Source organism: Neoluteolibacter marinus (genome assembly GCF_014904755.1).
Classification (GTDB): domain Bacteria; phylum Verrucomicrobiota; class Verrucomicrobiia; order Verrucomicrobiales; family Akkermansiaceae; genus Haloferula; species Haloferula marina.
The window spans coordinates 152000-169226 of sequence record NZ_JACZFQ010000023.1; the positions used below are offsets into that span (position 1 = coordinate 152000).

At 65.9% G+C, this 17227-nt stretch carries 14 protein-coding genes; 9 read left to right on the forward strand and 5 right to left on the reverse strand.

Translation table 11 applies throughout. The annotated features are described in order from the left end of the window. Window positions 1–63 precede the first annotated feature (63 nt). From IG178_RS06935 to IG178_RS06970, 8 genes are all read left to right on the forward strand, one after another. Window positions 64–459: a DUF3293 domain-containing protein gene (locus tag IG178_RS06935; protein ID WP_193211795.1), complete on the forward strand. Its 396-nt coding sequence runs from the start codon at window positions 64–66 to the stop codon at window positions 457–459. A gap of 17 nt (window positions 460–476) precedes the next feature. After that, window positions 477–1115, forward strand: a complete 639-nt coding sequence (locus tag IG178_RS06940) for a hypothetical protein (RefSeq protein WP_193211796.1) — start codon at window positions 477–479, stop codon at window positions 1113–1115. A gap of 39 nt (window positions 1116–1154) precedes the next feature. After that, complete coding sequence (locus IG178_RS06945; protein WP_193211797.1) at window positions 1155–6131, forward strand: DUF1800 family protein; 4977 nt, start codon at window positions 1155–1157, stop codon at window positions 6129–6131. Window positions 6132–6143: 12 nt separating this feature from the next. Then, complete coding sequence (locus IG178_RS06950) at window positions 6144–7613, forward strand: DUF1501 domain-containing protein (RefSeq protein ID WP_193211798.1); 1470 nt, start codon at window positions 6144–6146, stop codon at window positions 7611–7613. A gap of 6 nt (window positions 7614–7619) precedes the next feature. After that, entirely contained in the window at window positions 7620–8147 is a 528-nt protein-coding gene (locus IG178_RS06955) for a hypothetical protein (protein WP_193211799.1), read from the forward strand. Between the two features lie 90 nt (window positions 8148–8237). Further along, window positions 8238–8432: a hypothetical protein gene (locus IG178_RS06960; RefSeq protein ID WP_193211800.1), complete on the forward strand. Its 195-nt coding sequence runs from the start codon at window positions 8238–8240 to the stop codon at window positions 8430–8432. 125 nt (window positions 8433–8557) lie between these two features. Continuing rightward, window positions 8558–8905 (forward strand): hypothetical protein, encoded by a 348-nt coding sequence (locus IG178_RS06965; RefSeq protein WP_193211801.1) that lies wholly within the window; start codon window positions 8558–8560, stop codon window positions 8903–8905. Between the two features lie 111 nt (window positions 8906–9016). Beyond that, a complete protein-coding gene (locus IG178_RS06970) occupies window positions 9017–12730 on the forward strand; it encodes a phosphoribosylformylglycinamidine synthase (protein ID WP_193211802.1) in 3714 nt (1237 codons plus the stop codon). An 83-nt stretch (window positions 12731–12813) separates the two neighbouring features. On the opposite strand, the gene bamJ is transcribed toward IG178_RS06970, so the two are convergent. Both bamJ and IG178_RS06980 read right to left on the reverse strand, forming a co-directional pair. Beyond that, window positions 12814–13353, reverse strand: coding sequence for a BamJ family beta-barrel-assembly machinery protein (gene bamJ, locus IG178_RS06975; protein ID WP_193211803.1), 540 nt, complete (start codon window positions 13351–13353; stop codon window positions 12814–12816). A gap of 47 nt (window positions 13354–13400) precedes the next feature. Beyond that, window positions 13401–13751 carry a nucleotide pyrophosphohydrolase gene (locus tag IG178_RS06980; protein ID WP_193211804.1) on the reverse strand — a complete coding sequence of 117 codons (351 nt, stop codon included), beginning with the start codon at window positions 13749–13751 and terminating at the stop codon, window positions 13401–13403. A 99-nt stretch (window positions 13752–13850) separates the two neighbouring features. On the opposite strand from IG178_RS06980, the gene msrB reads away from it, so the two are divergent. Further along, complete coding sequence (gene msrB, locus IG178_RS06985; RefSeq protein WP_193211805.1) at window positions 13851–14396, forward strand: peptide-methionine (R)-S-oxide reductase MsrB; 546 nt, start codon at window positions 13851–13853, stop codon at window positions 14394–14396. A 357-nt stretch (window positions 14397–14753) separates the two neighbouring features. Here msrB and IG178_RS06990 read toward each other — a convergent pair whose 3' ends face one another. The 3 genes from IG178_RS06990 to IG178_RS07000 form a co-directional block, all read right to left on the reverse strand. Then, window positions 14754–15560: a TIM barrel protein gene (locus IG178_RS06990; protein ID WP_193211806.1), complete on the reverse strand. Its 807-nt coding sequence runs from the start codon at window positions 15558–15560 to the stop codon at window positions 14754–14756. A 67-nt stretch (window positions 15561–15627) separates the two neighbouring features. Then, window positions 15628–16128: a PH domain-containing protein gene (locus tag IG178_RS06995; RefSeq protein ID WP_343225940.1), complete on the reverse strand. Its 501-nt coding sequence runs from the start codon at window positions 16126–16128 to the stop codon at window positions 15628–15630. A 90-nt stretch (window positions 16129–16218) separates the two neighbouring features. Then, window positions 16219–17227 (reverse strand): alpha/beta hydrolase fold domain-containing protein (locus IG178_RS07000; RefSeq protein WP_193211807.1); only part of this gene is annotated, 1009 nt, incomplete at its 5' end.

Consider the following 17227-nt stretch of genomic DNA (forward strand, 5'->3'; position numbering starts at 1 on the left):
CGGGAAGCGCGGAGTGATCCCGGCTGGTCGTGGCCGGGCGGCATTGCTAGACCCGGCGGCGCCATGGAGTTCCCCGCGGAGTATCGCCAGACCGTCTTCCACCTGGAAGACGCACCGGATCCACTCCCCGCCTGCTTCGCCATCATCACCGCCCACAACCCGCGGGACCGGCTGGCAAGCGAAGAGGAAAACCGGCGGCGGAACACCACGCTGCTGGCCGACCTCGAACAATCCGGCGCAGCTCGATTCACCGCCACCGGAGCATCTCCCGACGGCCTCCATCGCGAGCCCGGCTGGGCCGTCGTGATGGCGAAACACGAAGCCATCGCCACGGGCAGGTTGCACCAACAAACGGGCATCTGGTGGATCGAGCTCGACCAGCTCGTCCTGATCACCTGCGACGACGGCGCGGAGTTCCCGATGGGGAGCTTTTCATCGCGGGTGAAATCGGGAAGATGAGGTGTCCACTTGCCGCCATGCGCTCCCCGCTGCTCCTCACCTTGGTTCTCGCCGCGCTGTCCCCGCCCGCCGCGGATGCCGTGACGCTCTATCAACAGGAGACCTTCGACACCGACGGCGGCTGGTCCAGCGGCGCCCCGAATCCCTTTCCGCCCGTCCTGTTTCCCTACTTCGGCCCGTCCGGCGAGGACAGCGCCTTGAAGCTCACCGCGAGCGGCAGCTCCGGACAAGGCGGCAAACTGGTCATCTTCAACACCACCACCTGGAGCGGCGACTATCTCGCCGCAGGGATCACATCGATCGCCGCCGACCTGCGGAACCTGGGCAGCAGCGATCTCGCCATCCGCCTGGCACTCTCCGGTCCCGGCGGGATCTTTGTCACCGAGGCCGCGACGGTGACCGCGTCGAGCGGGTGGTCGATGGCGCTGTTCGATCTCCGGCCGGAGACGCTGATCGCGGTGGAAGGCGCCAGCGACGCCAACGCCACGATGAGCTCGGTGAATCAGATCCGCCTGATTCACGCGCCCTCCGCCCAATATCGCGGCGCCCCGGTCAGCGGCGTCCTGCTGGTCGACAATCTCATCGCCGTGCCCGAGCCCGGTGCCCTCGGGTTGCTGGCACCCGCGCTGCTGCTCGCCTTCCGGAGGAAACGCTGATTTGCAATGTTCGCTTATCTGTGAACCATCACGACGCAGATGTTGCGGCCTGAATTCATACGGGTTCTCATTCCGCTCCTCGCGATCTCCGCGGAGCATGCCACCGCGACCTCATTCGAGACCGTGTGGCAGTTGGGCAGCGACGACGGCAATCTCGCGCCCTTCAGCGAGGAAAGCCATTCCTCCAACGCCGCGCCCGGGCAGGCGTCGGTGCTCGACGACGATTATTACTTCGCCGGCAGCTACGCCGTGGTCGGCGTCGTGGCCGCGGACGAGGCGGCCTCGAACTTCGAACGGGCGGTGGCCGGCAGTGATCCGCGGAACCGGATTCATTTCCAGCTCTCCGCGGCCCACGCCGCCGCGACTTCCCGGCTGCGGGTGACGGTGGATCTTTTCCAAGGCGGCGCTTGGACCGGCGGACCGGTACCCGGTTTCACCACCCACGACATCGCGATCACCTGCAACGGCCTGCCCGTCGGACAGGCGCTGGCGATCACATGGAACCGGACGCTGGTTTTCACGATCCCGGCGTCAGCCGTGAGTGCCGCGGCCGGCGAGAACACCTTGCAGATCGAGCGCACCGGCGGCGCGACCGGCGGCTACCTCGGCATCGACCAGGTCAAGCTCGAGGCCGAAGTCGACGGCCTCCTCGATGGCGACAACGATTCGCTGCCGCGCTGGTTTGAAGACCTCTACGGCTCCTCCGATGCCGATCCGTCCGATGCGGGATCCGATGCCGATGGCGACGGGCTCGATGCGCTCGGGGAATTCCTGGCCGGCACCAACCCCACCGACCCCGACAGCGACAATGACGGGCTCTCCGATTTGGTGGAGGTGAACGGCGCGACCTTGCCGCTGGATCCCGACACCGACGGCGACGGCCTCCTCGACGGCGATGAAACCCTCACCAGCCCGCTGCTTGCCGACACCGACAGCGACACCTTTCCCGATAACATCGAAATCGAACAAGGCAGCGATCCGAACTCGGCGGCCTCCGTGCCATTCGATTTCCCCGGGGCAATCGGGCTCCAGTTCGTGGTCGAATCGCTGGCGGATGCCGCCCTGCCCGCGGGTGAACCCGCCGGCTATTTCCGCATCCCGCATTGGAACCCGAGCCCGCCCCTGCCGCAATGGATGAGCAGCGGCTCGGTGGTCAGCGGGTCCCTGCCGGCGCTCAAGGACCATCGCGGGGCGGCGACGGGCGTCAACGCCGCGTGGTCGTTCCACCACGCCAGCGCCGGCTATCACAAGGGCCCCGGCAACGAGCGGCTCTTCGCCGGGCTGATCCGCAGCCAGAAGACGTCCACCATCACGACACCGGCATCGGTCACGCTGAGCGGCATTCCCTACGCGACCTACGACATTCTCGTCTACCCCGGCTACCTCTATCCCGGCCTCACCGGGGTGGTCCAGCGGACCGGCGACGCCTCCAGCGCCCGCTATTTCGTCAGCGCCTCGGCCCCTCCTTTCCGCCGGTTCACCGAAGTCACCGCCACCTCACCCGCCGCCCCGCAGGCGGGAAACTACGTCCGCTATCGCAACCTGTCGGGCGGCACCCAGACGCTCACCGTGCTCGGCCTGGACTATGACCCGGTCGGAATCCACGGCCTCCAGATCATCGACACTGGCACCGACAGCGACGGCGATGGCCTGAGCGACGCCGAAGAGGTCGAGTTCCGTCTCGAACCCTCCGTCGCCGACGCCACCGGCGACGCGGACGGCGACGGGATGGACAATGCGACCGAACTCGCCGCGGGATGCGACCCGCATCATCCCGACACGGATCGAGACGGCCTGCCGGATGGCGAGGAGGCAAGCCATGGCACCTCCCCGACCGACCCGGACAGCGACGACGATACGCTCACCGACGGGGATGAGATCCACGCGACCCCATTCCCCTCTCTGCCGGATCAGGGCGACAGCGACGGGGACAGCTTTTCGGATGCCGTGGAGAGGAAATACGGATCGAACCCGATGGTGGCCGCGAGCATTCCGCCCCCGGTTCCGGTTTGGGATGCCCCGGCAAACCGCTGGACTTGGCGGGTCGACAATCTCCGGGTGCTCTGGAACCACCCGCAGTCAATGCTGGGCGCCATCGACGGCGACGAGACCATGCTCTGCGAGGCGGTGGCGCAGATCGGCCAAGGAGGGTGGAGCAAGCAAGTCGGCATGGGCATCCGCTATGTCGGCGGCCGCCTGACCTACCGCTTCCGCTGCATCGAGGGGGTATTCCACGTCAACGGCAACCCCGGCGCCGGATTCTGGAACAGCAACTGGAACAGCCCGCCGGCCGACCTGTCGCCGCTCTTCGGCCTGAGCGGGCATGGCACGGACGACGAGTCCAAGCCGTTGCGCATGGAGTTCACCGCCACCCGCGCGGCCGGCCCCGGGAATTCGTGGACGCTCGTCTTCTTGATCGCCGACCTCACCAATCCCGCCTCGCCCGTCACGCTCGCGACCTATACCTGGAACAATGCGGTGGCGGCGGATCCGTCGCTGCTCGCCGGCACGGCGGCCTGGACCGACGCCGGAGGCACCGCGGGACGCTTTGACCTCGTCACCGAAACCGGCGTCACCGCGGTGATTTCCGCCGACGCTCTGGCCGCCGCCGACAGCGACAGCGACGGCATGCCCGACGCTTGGGAAACCGACCACTTTTTCAATCCCACCAACAACGCCGACGCCGGGCTGGACGCCGACAGTGACGGCTTGAGCAATCTCCGCGAGTACCTCGCCGGCACCGACCCCCGCGACGACGACAGCGACAACGATGGCGTCACGGACGGCGCTGAAGTCAGCCACGGCTCCGATCCCAGCGACCCGGCAAGCCGGCCGGCGTGGTTCGATTTCACCGGCAACCCCGACGACCTCGACGGCGACGGACTGCCCGACGCCTGGATCCTGTGGTCGGGCGGAGCCGCGCGCGCACCGTTGGCGGACGACGATGGCGACGGGATGAGCAACCTCGAGGAAAGCGAGGCCGGGACCGATCCCGACGATCCCGACTCCAAATTGGACATGGTCACCTGGCGGCAGGACGACGACCTGGTCCTTTACTGGAGCGACCTGCCCTTTAAGAACCACCACGTCGAGACCAGCCTCGACCTCGGTGACTGGGAGGAAGCCGCCGGCCTGCCGGCGCCGACGGTGAGCGACTTCCACCGGCAGCTGGTCATCCCCGCGGCCCTGCTGCCCGAGGGCACCGGATTCTACCGCTCCTCCATCACCCCGCGGGATTCCGATGGCGACGGGGTCGAGGATTGGACGGAGGAGATGGTTTTGGGTTCTTCCACCGCAACTGCCGATTCTCTCGGGCAACCCCTGGTCCGCGCCAACGGGGAAACCCTCGAAGGCGATGCGATCGCCTTGCTCGACCGGATGCAGGGATCGGCGCCGAACGGCGGCAGTCCCGGCACTTCGGTTCCCGGAGTCCCATCCCCCGTGAACGCATCGCGTTTCCTGATGCAATCCACCTTCGGCCCGGTGCCCGCCGAAATCGATTCAGTCAGGCAAGTCGGCTTCGAGGGCTGGATCGACCAGCAGCTGGCCCTTTCTCCCTCCTACCTCAGTCCCTACATCAAGGAGATCAAGGCCGACGCCACCGGGCCCAGGATGGATCCCACCTACAACTACAGCGAGCTGGACGACTTCATCTTCGGCAACAACATCACCACCCCCTTTGCCCGCAATGCCATCGGCGCCCCGGACCAGCTCCGGCAGCGGCTCGCCTTCGCCCTCTCCCAGATCCTCGTGGTTTCGCGCCGGAATGCCGACCTCGAGGAGAAGCCGGAGGCGATGGCCTGCTACTATGACACCCTGATCCGCCACGCCTGCGGGAACTACGGCGACCTGTTGCTCGACATCGCCCTCAGCCCGGCGATGGGCATGTACCTCAGCCACGCCGGCAACCAGAAGGCGGATCCCTCGATCAATCGCTTTCCGGACGAGAACTTCGCCCGCGAGATCATGCAATTGTTCTCGATCGGCCTCTGGGAGCTCAACCCGGACGGCAGCCGCAAGCTCGACGGATCCGGCGAACCGATCCCGACCTACGACAACGGCGACATCACCGAACTCGCCCGCGTTTTCACCGGCCTCTACTTCGCCTCGCCCTACGGCTGGGGCGGCGGGGGTTGGGCCGACGACCACTACACGCGGCCCATGGTCATGTACGCCGACCGCCACGACTTCGGGTCCAAGAAACTGCCCGGTCATTTCGTCGTCCCGGCCCGGAATCCTTCGGAGGAGAGCGGGATGCAGGACGTGCGCGACGCGGTGAGCGCGCTCTTCCATCACCCGAACACCCCGCCCTTCGTCTGCCGCCAGCTGATCCAGTTCCTCGTCACCGACAACCCCGGCCCCGGCTACATCCAGCGCGTCCAGGATGTGTTCGTGGATGACGGCAACGGCACCCGCGGCAATCTCGCCGCGGTCGCCAAGGCCATCCTGTTAGATCCCGAGGCGCGCCAACTGCCGCTGTCGCCCGCCTTCGGAAAGCTTCGCGAACCGGTGGTCCGCACCATGCACCTCGGGCGCCTGCTGAAGCTCGCCGAGACGCACCCCGGCTTCGTCTGGTGGAACTGGACGGAAACCTACTACACCGACTCCAACCAGGAGCCGATGAACTCGCCCAGCGTCTTCAATTTCTACACCCCGGTCTATCAGGCACCGGGGGAAATCCGCAACCAGGGCCTGGTCAGCCCGGGCTTCCAGATCATCGACACCTTCACCGCCGTCTCGTTCCCGAACCTGCTCTGGGACTACCTCCACCGCGGCTTCCGCTCCGGTTACAACTGGTGGTATCCGCTCGATTCCAGTGCCGCCCTGTTGCTGGCCGACCAGCCTGCCGCGCTGGTCGATCACGTCGATCTGCTGGCATGCGCCGGCACGATGACCGCCCGCACCCGCGGCATCCTCCTCAACGCGCTCGACAACCCGGCACTCGACCGGAAAGAGCGCGTCGCCCTCGCCATCTGGACCGCCATGACCTGTCCGGAAGGAAGCGTCCAGCGCTAGACCCCGAAAGCCATGCCGTCCCGCCGCCAGTTCCTCGGAGAAGCCAGTTGCGCCGCCATCGGCTCGACCTCGGTGCTTTCAACCCTGCTGAACCTGACCATGGCGAATCATGCCGCGGCCCAGGGCGGCTTCGGAAGCCAGCGGAAGTCCCTGGTCTGCCTGTTCCTTTCCGGCGGCTGCGACACCTTCAATTTCCTGATCCCGACCGAGCCCGGCCCCTACGCCGAATACGCCGCCGCCCGTTCCAACCTCGCGATTCCCCTCAACGACCCGAACCCGTCGAACAACATCATCCCGCTCACCGGCACCGGCTACGGCCTTCATCCGTCCTGCGTCCACCTGGCGGAAATGTTCAACGGCACCGGCAGCTTCACCGGCAAAAAGCGCCTCGCCCTCCTCGCCAACGTCGGCACCCTGATCGAGCCGATCGCCTCCAAGCAAGATTACCTGAGCGGAAACATCGCCCTGCCCAAGGCGCTGTTTTCCCACCGCGACCAGATCGAGCAGTGGCAAACCTCGGTCCCTCAAGGCATGCAGGTGCTATCCGGTTGGGGTGGCCGCGCGGCGGACGTGATCCACTCGACCTTCAACACCGAGCAGACCGGCAACTACTACATGCCGATGAATTTCTCGCTCGCCGGCAACTCCGCCTTCCAGATCGGCCGGAGCGAAGGCCAGTTCGTCATCACCGGCAACGGCGCGCTCACGTTCGACGGGTCGACCGGCAACTCCGCGGTGAACCAGGCAAAGACCCAGGTGACCCAGGACACCGTCGCCAGCCCGATCGAGGAGCACTACCGCAACCTCTTCCAGCGGACCCACGGGCGGATCACCGCCAACAGCATCGAGCGCGGCGCCGAGTTCCAGCAGCACTTCGACAACCCCGGCACCCTCAACAGCCAGAACGTCGACGCGGTGATCGCCGCCGCCCCCTTCCCCGCGCACTGGATCTCCGACCAGTTCCGGGCCGCCGTGAAAACCATCGCCATCCGCGAACAACTCAAACTCGCCCGCCAGACCATCTTCATCGAGTTCGGCGGCTGGGACCACCACGCCGAACTTCTCACCAACCAGAGGAACATGCTGGGCGCCCTCGACGGCGCGCTCCACGCCTTCCAGATCTGTCTCGAAAACCTCGGCCTCAGCGACGACGTCATCACCTTCACCTGTTCCGACTTCGGCCGCACCCTGCGCTCCAACGGGCAGGGCACCGACCACGCCTGGTCCGGCAACCAGCTGGTGCTCGGCGGCCCGGTGCAGGGCGGCGTGATTCGCGGCAGTTTCCCCTCGCTGGTCATCGACGGCCCCGACGACATCGGACGCGGCGGGCGGATCTTCCCGAAGCTTTCCGCCGACGAATACTTCTGCGAGCTGCTGCGCTGGTTCGGCGTCACCGCCGGCGACATGGACATGGTCCTGCCGAACATCCGGAACTTCTACGATCCCGCCAGTAGTTCCCACCCGGTGAACTTCCTCGCCTGACCCGCCATGCGCCGTTGGAAGTGGCTCGTATGGCTGGCCTTCGCCGCCACCATCGGACTGGTAACCTGGACCTTCCTGTCCACCGACCAAGAGAAGGAGCCACTGCGTTCATCGATGCCGGCATCGCCGCCGCCTGTCCAAACACCCGCCAACCCCGTCCCCGGCGACCTGCTGCTCGCCGGTTATGCCGACCCGGCCACTGCACCCATCGAGGACCTGCGGAAGATCCATCGCGTGGTCGCCGGCTATTTCACGGTCATCAAGGACGGATCCCGATTCCCGATCGGCGGCAATGCCGACCTCGCCGCCGCCCTGCGGGGCGAGAATGCCAACCGCGAGGTTTTCGTGCGTGGGGACAGCCCGGTCTTCTCCGGCGACGGCCTGCTGGTCGACCGCTGGGGCAGCCCCCTCGTCGTGCACCCCGAAGCCTGGCGCCAGCTCGCGATCCGCTCGGCGGGCCCGGATCGCCGGGCCTACACCGCCGATGACCTCGTCCTGTTGCCCTCCGGACGCCAGGCCCGGCCGGGCGAGTGAGCCCGCCCGCCGGCAGGACCGCAGCCTTTTGCAACTTGCGGAATACCGACAACCGGCCTAACCAAGGAATGGTCTTTTCCCCAAGTTGCCATGAAAACAAAGACAGCCACCCGCGCTTGTGAAGCCTGCGCCTTTTGGAATCCGATCGAGGATTCGCACGGTGAATGCCGCCGCCACGCCCCGCAAACCGTCGCCTTCGAGGTCGACGAGGAAATGAAGTTCGAATCGATGTTTCCGGTCACGGCCAACGACGATTGGTGCGGGGACTTCGAGAAAGACGATTGACCGGGATTTGGGACCGGTCGCGCCGACCTAACGGTTGGAAGTTTTTTATTGCGACCCGTTCTCAACTGAAATCCAGTTCCGCCGTGATCCCTACGGCGGAACAAATTGACCGTCTCCTGCACCCATTGGCACCCGACCTCGCCAAGGAGGCGGACGCCCTCTTGGACCTGCGTGAGCTGCTGATGACCAAAGGCCACGCGGGAAAGTGCGTGCGTGCTTTTTTCCACCTATTCGCCGCCGCGAAGCAGGATACCCGCCCGAAACTCGCGCCCCTGCAGGCCTGGCTCGAAGAGCATCTCGAGATCTCGGTCCACGCCGACGGCCGGGAACTGGAGACCTTGCCGGTGGAACTGCACGCCATCGAGGACCTGGACTCCTTCTGCATGCGTTCGATCAAAAAAGTCCGGATGGACCGGAGTTTCGCCGCCCGGCGGCTAGATCTCGCGTTCCGTTACAAGGGGCTGGCCGTCTGACCGCACCCTACCCGGAAAGAGTGGGTCATCCGCGGCTTTTCGTTGTTCGCCCGGCTTGCCCTCCCGGGGCCGACCGCTAGCATCAACCGCTTCCGCAGGCCCCAGCCGTCCATGAACCGCATTTTCGTCGAGAAGAAGCCCGAATTCAACGCAGAGGCACGCCACCTCCTGCACGATCTCCGCGAGTCCCTCGGACTCACCGCCCTCCAGGGCGTCCGCACCATCCAGCGCTACGACATCGACGGCCTGACCGATGCCGAGTTCGGGCAAGCGGCTCGCCTGATCCTTTCCGAACCGCAGGTCGACATCACCTCCCCTGCCCTGGCCCTCGCGGACGACGAGACTGCCTTCGCCGTCGAATACCTGCCCGGCCAGTTCGACCAGCGCGCCGACTCGGCCGCCCAGTGCGTGCAAATCCTCACCGGCAAGGAACGTCCGCTGGTCGCCTCCGCGAATGTCATCGTCCTCAAGGGCGAGATCTCCGGCGACGACCTCGCGCGCATCAAGGGCTTCGTCATCAATGCCGTCGATTCGCACGAGGCGGGCATGGACCTGCCGGAGTCGCTGCAGCCGAACATTCATGCACCCGCCGACGTGGTCGTTCTTGATGGCCTGATCTCCAGGTCCGCCGACCAGCTCGCCGCCTTGCGGAAGGAACTCGGACTGGCCATGTCCGACGCCGACCTGGCCTTCTGCCAAGCCTACTTCCGCGACGAGGAAAAGCGCGACCCGAGCATCACCGAGATCCGCATGCTCGACACCTACTGGTCCGACCACTGCCGTCACACGACCTTCCTGACCAAAATCGACGACGTCACCTTCGCGGACGAGTCCGGTCCGGTCGAACGCGCGTGGCAGGCTTACCTGGGCGCCCGCAAGGATCTCGGCCGCGAGGACAAGCCGGTCACGCTGATGGACATCGCGCTCATCGGCATGCGCGAGCTCAAGGCCAGCGGCGAGCTCGACAACCTCGAGGTCTCCGAGGAAATCAACGCCGCCTCGATTGTCGTCCCGGTGAAAATCGACGACCGCCCGGAGGAGGAGTGGTTGATCCAGTTCAAGAACGAGACCCACAACCACCCGACCGAAATCGAGCCCTTCGGCGGTGCCGCGACCTGCCTCGGCGGCTGCATCCGCGATCCCCTTTCCGGCCGTTCCTACGTCTATCAGGCGATGCGCGTGACCGGCGCCGGCGACCCGCTGACGCCGTTCTCCGAAACCCTGCCCGGCAAGCTTCCGCAGAAGAAGATCTGCCAAGTGGCCGCCCACGGCTACTCGTCCTACGGCAACCAGATCGGCCTCGCCACCGGCCAGGTGGCCGAGGTCTATCACCCCGGCTACGTCGCCAAGCGCATGGAGATCGGCGCCGTGGTTGCCGCCGCCCCGCGCTCGCAGGTCTTCCGCGGCTCGCCGGCCCCCGGCGACGTCATCCTGCTGATCGGAGGCCGCACCGGCCGCGACGGTGTCGGCGGTGCCACCGGGTCGTCGAAGGAACACACCGACACCGCACTGGAAAACTCCGCCGAGGTCCAGAAGGGCGACGCCCCGACCGAACGCAAGATCCAGCGCTTGTTCCGCAATCCCGATCTCACGAAAAAGATCAAGGTCTGCAACGACTTCGGCGCCGGCGGCGTGTCGGTGGCAATCGGGGAGATCGCGCCTTCGCTCGAGATCGACCTCGATGCCGTGCCGAAGAAGTACGACGGCCTCGACGGGACCGAACTGGCCATCTCCGAGTCCCAGGAGCGCATGGCGGTCTGCATCGACCCGGCCGATGCCGCCTATTTCATCGCCGAGTCCGACAAGGAGAACCTCGAGTGCGTCCACGTCGCCAAGGTCACCGACAGCGGACGGCTGCGCATGACTTGGCGCGGCAAGACGATCGTGGACCTTAGCCGCGCCTTCCTGGACACCAACGGGGTCCAGCAGACGGCGAAGATCCATGTCGCCGCCCCGGACGGCATCTTCCAGTCCGCCTTTGACCTGCCGCAGTCGGCGACCAAGCTGCTCGCCGACCTCAACCACTGCTCGCAGAAAGGCCTCGGCGAGCGCTTCGACTCGTCGGTCGGTGCCGGCACCGTGCTGTGGCCTTTCGGCGGCAAGCACCAGCTCACCCCGCCCGACGCGATGGTGGCCAAGTTGCCGCTGCTCGAAGGCGACACCGACGTCTGCACCTACATGAGCTGGGGTTTCAACCCGCGGATCTCCGCCTGGTCGCCCTTCCATGGGGCCGTCTACGCCGTGACCGAGTCGGTCTGCAAGGCGGTCGCCGCCGGTGCACGGCTTTCGGACGTCCGCCTGACCCTGCAGGAGTATTTCCCGAAACTCGGCAACGATCCCGCCCGCTGGGGGCTGCCCTTCGCGGCACTGCTGGGTGCCTACCACGCCCAGCACGGCCTGCGCCTCGCGGCCATCGGCGGCAAGGACTCGATGTCCGGATCCTTCAACGATCTGGACGTCCCGCCGACCCTGGTGTCCTTCGCCCTGGCCCCCGGCAAGGCCAGCCTCGCCCTGTCACCGGAATTCAAGAAGCCGGGCAGCACCCTCTCGCTCGTCAAGGTCGCGCGCGACGACGACCAGCTCCCCGACTTCAAGAATCTCCATGACGTCGCCGCCCGACTGCACGAGCTCAACGAGGCCGGCCACCTGCTGTCGATGAAAGCGCTCGGCTCCGGCGGGCTGATGCACGCCGTCGCCACCAGCGCCTTCGGCAACCACATCGGCGCCAACATCACCGCCGACCTGCAGCCGTATGCCGAGCGCTACTTCTGCTTCCTGGTCGAGCACGACGCCGAACTTCCCGCCGCTCTCCTGGCCCGGGTTCTCGGCGAGACCGTCGCCGAGCCGGTGATCACCTTCCCCGGGGAAAGCCACGCCATCGCGGATCTCCAGGCCGCCTGGGAAGGCACCCTCGAGCCGGTCTTCCCGACCAAGGAAGACGCCTCCGTCGCGACCACGCCGCACCTCTCCCTCGCGGCCTCTTTCACCGGCGGAATCTCCCATCCACCATCTTCCATCCGCCATCCAAAGCCGAAGGTCTTGATCCCCGCCTTCCCCGGCACCAACAGCGAATACGACTCCGCCAAGGCCTTCCGCGAAGCCGGTGCCGAGGCCGAGATCCAGGTCTTCCGCAACCTCAGCCCGCGCCACATCGAGGAGTCGCTGGCCGCCTTCGCCGAAAGCATCCGCCAGTCGCAGATCCTGATGTTCCCCGGTGGCTTCAGCGCCGGCGACGAGCCCGACGGCTCGGCCAAGTTCATCGCCACCATCATCCGCAACCCGCAGGTCGCGGATGCGATCATGGACCTGATCAAGAACCGCGACGGCCTCGTGCTCGGGATCTGCAACGGCTTCCAGGCCCTGATCAAGACCGGCCTCGTGCCCTACGGCGAGATCCGCGACCCGCACGCCGACGCACCGACGCTCACCTTCAACGACATCGGCCGCCACGTCTCATGCTACGTCACCACCCGCATCGCCAGCACCCTGTCGCCGTGGATGGCCGGCATGGAAGTCGGCGACCTCCACGCGGTGCCGGTGTCGCACGGCGAAGGCAAGTTCCTCGCCAGCCCGCAGGTGGTGGCCGAGCTCGCCGCCAAGGGCCAGATCGCCACCCAGTACGTCGACACCGACGGCGTCTACTCGATGGAGATCGACATCAATCCGAACGGCTCGCTGTTCGCCATCGAAGGCATCACCAGCCCCTGCGGCCGGGTCTTCGGCAAGATGGCCCACACCGAGCGCGCCGGGAGCCGGGTGGCGAAGAACATCCCGGGTGAAAAGCACCAGCCGATCTTCGCGGCCGGCGTGAAGTGGTTCGAGTGAGCCAATTGTAGATTGAGGATTGCCGGCTGAGCGGGTGGGTCGATGCCCCTCCGCTTCAGCCCGTTACAATCAGCAATCTCCAATCACTTGATCTCCAGCAGCTCGACTTCGAACACCAGCGGGCTGTTCGGCGGGATCACCGGCGGGCGGCCGGCCGCGCCGTAGGCCAGGTCCGCGGGGATCTCGAAGCGGAACTTGTCACCCACCCGCATCAGCTGCACGCCTTCGGTCCATCCGGCGATCACCCGGTTGAGCGGGAAGCTCGCCGGCTGGCCGCGGTCGACCGAACTGTCGAAGACGGTGCCGTCGAGCAGCGTGCCGTGATAGTGAACGGTGACGGTGTCGGTGGCCTTCGGGTTCACCGTGCCATCGCCGCTCTTGAGCACCGAGTATTTCAGTCCGCTGGCGGTGGTCTTCACGCCGGTTTCCTCGACGGCCTCGCGCTCCTTGCTCTTGCCCGGAAGCGCCTCGCCGGCGGCATCGTCCGTGGTCGCCGCGGTCGTTTCGGTGGACGGGGCGGCGCTGTTCTCCTTCGCTTCCGTGCCGGCTTCGCCGGACTTGCTGTCGCAGGCCGCGAGACCGAGCGCCGCGGCAAAGGCCAGAATGGGTCGTGTTGCTTTCATGTGGTTCCGCGACGATCCGAAAGCCACCACGGGCGGTCAAGGAAGGATCAAAGCTCGTTGTACTTCAGGTTGTTGCCGCGCGACTTGTCGGCGGGATAGCGTTCCTCGTTGCGGGCAATCTTGGCTTCCATCACCTCGCCGAGGTTCATCCCGAGCAGGTCCGCCATCTCAAAGAGCAGGATCCCGACATCGGCGATCTCCGAGGCGATCTCCGCGCGCTTCTCCACCGCCCGCCGCTCGACCTGGTCCGGTTGCTGCCAGACGAAGTGCTGCAGCAGCTCGCCCGCCTCCGCCGCGATCGCCACCGCCATGTCCTTCGGGTTGTGGAACTGTTGCCACTCCCTCGCCTCGACGAAGGTCCGGATACGGGCGGTCAATTCGGCGATGGAATCGGACATGACGGCATCTAAGTCCACCCCGCCGCCGCCGGAAACCCAAATCCCCGCGGAATACCCCGCTCCTTGCATCCTCCCACTCCCATGCGTAGATCTTCCCCGATGAAAGCCGCCCTCATGCTTGCCGCAGCCGTCACACTCACCGCCTGCTCGGCCGAGGACACCCAGAAAACCGCCATGGAAACCGCTCCGACACCCCCGCCGCAACCCGAAGGAAAGGTCGTGAAGAGCGACGAGGAATGGAAAAAGGAGCTCACGCCCGAGCAGTACCGCATCCTCCGCCAGGCCGGCACCGAGCGGGCGAACGGCGAGGTTTACAAGCAGTTCAACAAGCAGGGTGCCGGCACCTACTACTGCGCCGGTTGCGGCGCCGAGTTGTTTTCCTCGAAGGAAAAATTCGACAGCCACTGCGGCTGGCCGTCCTTCTACGATCCCTCCAAGGCCAAGAACGTCACCACCAAGGACGACTTTTCCGGCGGAATGGTGCGCACCGAGGTCAACTGCGCCGTTTGCGGCGGTCACCTCGGCCACGTCTTCAAGGGCGAGGGCTTCGACACCCCGACCGACCAGCGCTACTGCATCAACGGCGTGGCATTGAAGTTCGTTCCCGCGAAGGAGGGGAAAGCCGCTGAGCCGGAAAAGAAGTAGCGCAAGCTTGCAGCTTGCGTAGGGGAGACGCCACCCGGACCTTCCCGGCCTCGATCACCTCCGCATCTCCCCATCCACAAGCGGAGCGCCGACTTCAGTCGGACCCATTGCAGGGTGACTCCGACCGCCCCCATGCCGGCTGAAGCCGGCTCTCCCTTGAGAGGCACCGAGCAAGTCCCGCCTCTTTTGAATCCACCCTGCCCCGCGCCCCTTCGCCTTGCTTCCCCCCGGGACATCCTCCAGATCGACAGTCGACACTCACGGGAACCTTAGGAAGGTTCCGAACTCCACGGAACACATGGGTTCAAACTCTCCCCCGGGATCTACCCGCCCACGCACACAACTTGAAAAGTTGTGCTACTTCCCCGACTCCGCGTCCGTCTGGTAGAGCCGCTCCGCCGCACGCCGCGCATCGCCGCCCAGCGGCAGGCACTCGGCCCCCAGCGGCAGCGGCAGGTTGAGTTCGCGGACCTTGCGGAAGACCTCGCTGTAGCGGATCTCGCCGGTGCCGGGCTCGTTGCGCGCCGGTGAATCGGCGAACTGGACGTAGCCGATCCATTCCCGCCCCTTCTCGAGGTTATCGATCAGGTTGCCTTCGAAGCGCTGCATGTGGAACAGGTCCCAGTTGAGCTTCACCCAAGGCGAGCCGACCGCCTCGCAGATCGCGATCCCGTCGGCACTGCCATAGAGGCAATGCCCCGGATGATTGTAGGGGTTCATCGGCTCCAGGATGATCATCTTCTTGCGCGCCTCCAGCACCGGCACCGCCGCCCGCAACTTCTCGATGACCGAGGCATGCATCTGCTCCTTGGTCAGGCCGGCGATGTCGTCTCCCGCGACCACGCAGAAGCATTCGCAGCCCGGCAGCAGGTCGGCGGCATCGCAGGCATCGCGGATCTCGGCGACGAACTTCTCCACTGGAAACCCCGGGTCGTTGATCTCCTTGCCGAAGCCCCAGGCGGTGAACTGGGTCGCCGTCATCCCGTGATGACGGAGCCGCTCCGCCCCCGCCGCGAGATCCTTGTCGCGCCAGGTCCACAGCTCGATCGAGGGAAATCCAAGCGCCGCGGCCTGTTCGATGCGCTCGACGAAGGAGCCTTCGAACCACATCTCGATGTTGACGGCAATCGGCGTGTGCGGGGTGCGTCCGGGAAGATCAGTCATGCGGCCGCAGGAAAGCGCAATCCGCCCCGCGAAGCACGCTACTTTTGGCCCGACTCAACGACCGCCATCACGCCGTCAACTCGTCCCCGTCCATATCGCCTTCCTCGAAGTCGACTTCGCGGACGCGCTTGCGGTCGCGCCAGTATTCGACCTGCTTGCGCAGCAGCTCGCGCAGCTCCATGCCGTTGCTCACCGCCTTGATCTCGATCCGCGGTTGCGAGCGGTCGGAGGTTTCAATGATCAGGGTGGAGAGCCCGAACAGGCGACACCAGAAGGGCCGCTCCATCGAGGTGTCCTTGACACGATAGAGTTCGACGTCGTCGAGCTTGTGGTTGATCACGCCCTCGTAGAGGCGGATGCGCTCGGTGGTGAGCTCGTGGCGGATGGCGCGCGTCGAAACGAAAATCCAGAATGCCCATCCAAGCGGGATGACCAAGGCGGCGAGGATGAACGGATGGACCAGCACCCCCGCGACGCAGATCCCGATGTCGAGCGCCAGCACGACGAGATACTTGCCAAGGTTGGTGACCTGCGACGGGCTGCCTTTCCAGAGAACTTCCTCATTCACGATGGCAAGCTGCCCCATGCCCGGGCGGGGCAACAAGTGGAGATTTGGCGCCATTTTGCACCGGGCTCCGACCTTTCCCTACCCGGATGCTCAGTTCGCCCGGATCGGGGCGGTGGAAATCTCGCCCGCCGGAACGCCGCGGAGATGTAGGTCGAGGAACTGCTTGATCCGGAGGTTCAACTCCTGGCTCGCGAAACCGTGGCCCGCGCCTTCCATCGCGACCAGATGGGACTCGACGCCCGTCTTCGCCAGGGCGCGGTCGAGTTCCTCGGCCTGCGCGAAGGGCACCAGGCTGTCCTTGGTCCCGTGGGCGGTGAAGAAGGGGGCGTCATCCCGGGTGATCCAGTTCACCGGCGACGCCAGTTTCGCATTGCGACGGATCTCTTCCTCGTTCTTGCCGAGCAAACGGATCGCCATGTTGTCCTTGGGCACGTCCGCGACCTTCACGTCCTTGCCGAAGATGGTCAGGAAATCGGTCGGCCCGAAGAAGTTGACCACCCCCTGTACCCGGCTGCTGATATTTTTGAACTCCCCCAAATCCCCTTCCAACTCCTTCACGTCGCCACTGGTCCCCAGCATCGACACCAGGTGGCCGCCGGCGGAGAAGCCCATCACGCCGATCTTCCCGGCATCGATCCCGTACTGATCGGCCTTGGCACGGAGAAAGCGGATCGCCGCCTTGCAGTCGAAGATCTGGGCCGGCCAGCTCGCTTCCTGGGTCAGCCGGTAATTGATCGTCGCCGTCACGTAGTCGCCGGTGCCGGCGAGAAGGCGGACCACGTCGAGCCCGTCCTCCTTGCGGCCCGACATCCAGCCGCCGCCGTGGATCATCACCACCAGCGGCCGCTTCTTCGCGGTCCCCGACTCGGGCAGCAGGAGGTCGAGCTTCTGCCGTGGATTTCCGTTCCCGACGTAGTCGATGTCCTTCAGCAATTTGACCTTCCCGCCCTGAACGACCGGTGAGGCCTGTCCGGCAATCCGGAGGAACTCATCCCGGGAGACGAATCCATCGCCGTCGGTGTCGGCCAAGGGGATGTGGGGCCGCCACTTCCCGGGGACTTCCGCCCGGGACAACTTGCCGTCGTGATTGGCGTCCCCC

Excerpts from the sequence above, each read along its gene's own strand:
- IG178_RS06960 (WP_193211800.1), top strand. The coding sequence starts at position 8,238 with ATGAAAACAAAGACAGCCACCCGCGCTTGTGAAGCCTGCGCCTTTTGG.
- IG178_RS06990 (WP_193211806.1), bottom strand. The coding sequence starts at position 15,560 with ATGACTGATCTTCCCGGACGCACCCCGCACACGCCGATTGCCGTCAAC.
- IG178_RS06945 (WP_193211797.1), top strand. The coding sequence starts at position 1,155 with ATGTTGCGGCCTGAATTCATACGGGTTCTCATTCCGCTCCTCGCGATC.
- IG178_RS06980 (WP_193211804.1), bottom strand. The coding sequence starts at position 13,751 with ATGTCCGATTCCATCGCCGAATTGACCGCCCGTATCCGGACCTTCGTC.
- msrB (WP_193211805.1), top strand. The coding sequence starts at position 13,851 with ATGAAAGCCGCCCTCATGCTTGCCGCAGCCGTCACACTCACCGCCTGC.
- IG178_RS06955 (WP_193211799.1), top strand. The coding sequence starts at position 7,620 with ATGCGCCGTTGGAAGTGGCTCGTATGGCTGGCCTTCGCCGCCACCATC.
- IG178_RS06970 (WP_193211802.1), top strand. The coding sequence starts at position 9,017 with ATGAACCGCATTTTCGTCGAGAAGAAGCCCGAATTCAACGCAGAGGCA.
- bamJ (WP_193211803.1), bottom strand. The coding sequence starts at position 13,353 with ATGAAAGCAACACGACCCATTCTGGCCTTTGCCGCGGCGCTCGGTCTC.
- IG178_RS06935 (WP_193211795.1), top strand. The coding sequence starts at position 64 with ATGGAGTTCCCCGCGGAGTATCGCCAGACCGTCTTCCACCTGGAAGAC.
- IG178_RS06940 (WP_193211796.1), top strand. The coding sequence starts at position 477 with ATGCGCTCCCCGCTGCTCCTCACCTTGGTTCTCGCCGCGCTGTCCCCG.
- IG178_RS06950 (WP_193211798.1), top strand. The coding sequence starts at position 6,144 with ATGCCGTCCCGCCGCCAGTTCCTCGGAGAAGCCAGTTGCGCCGCCATC.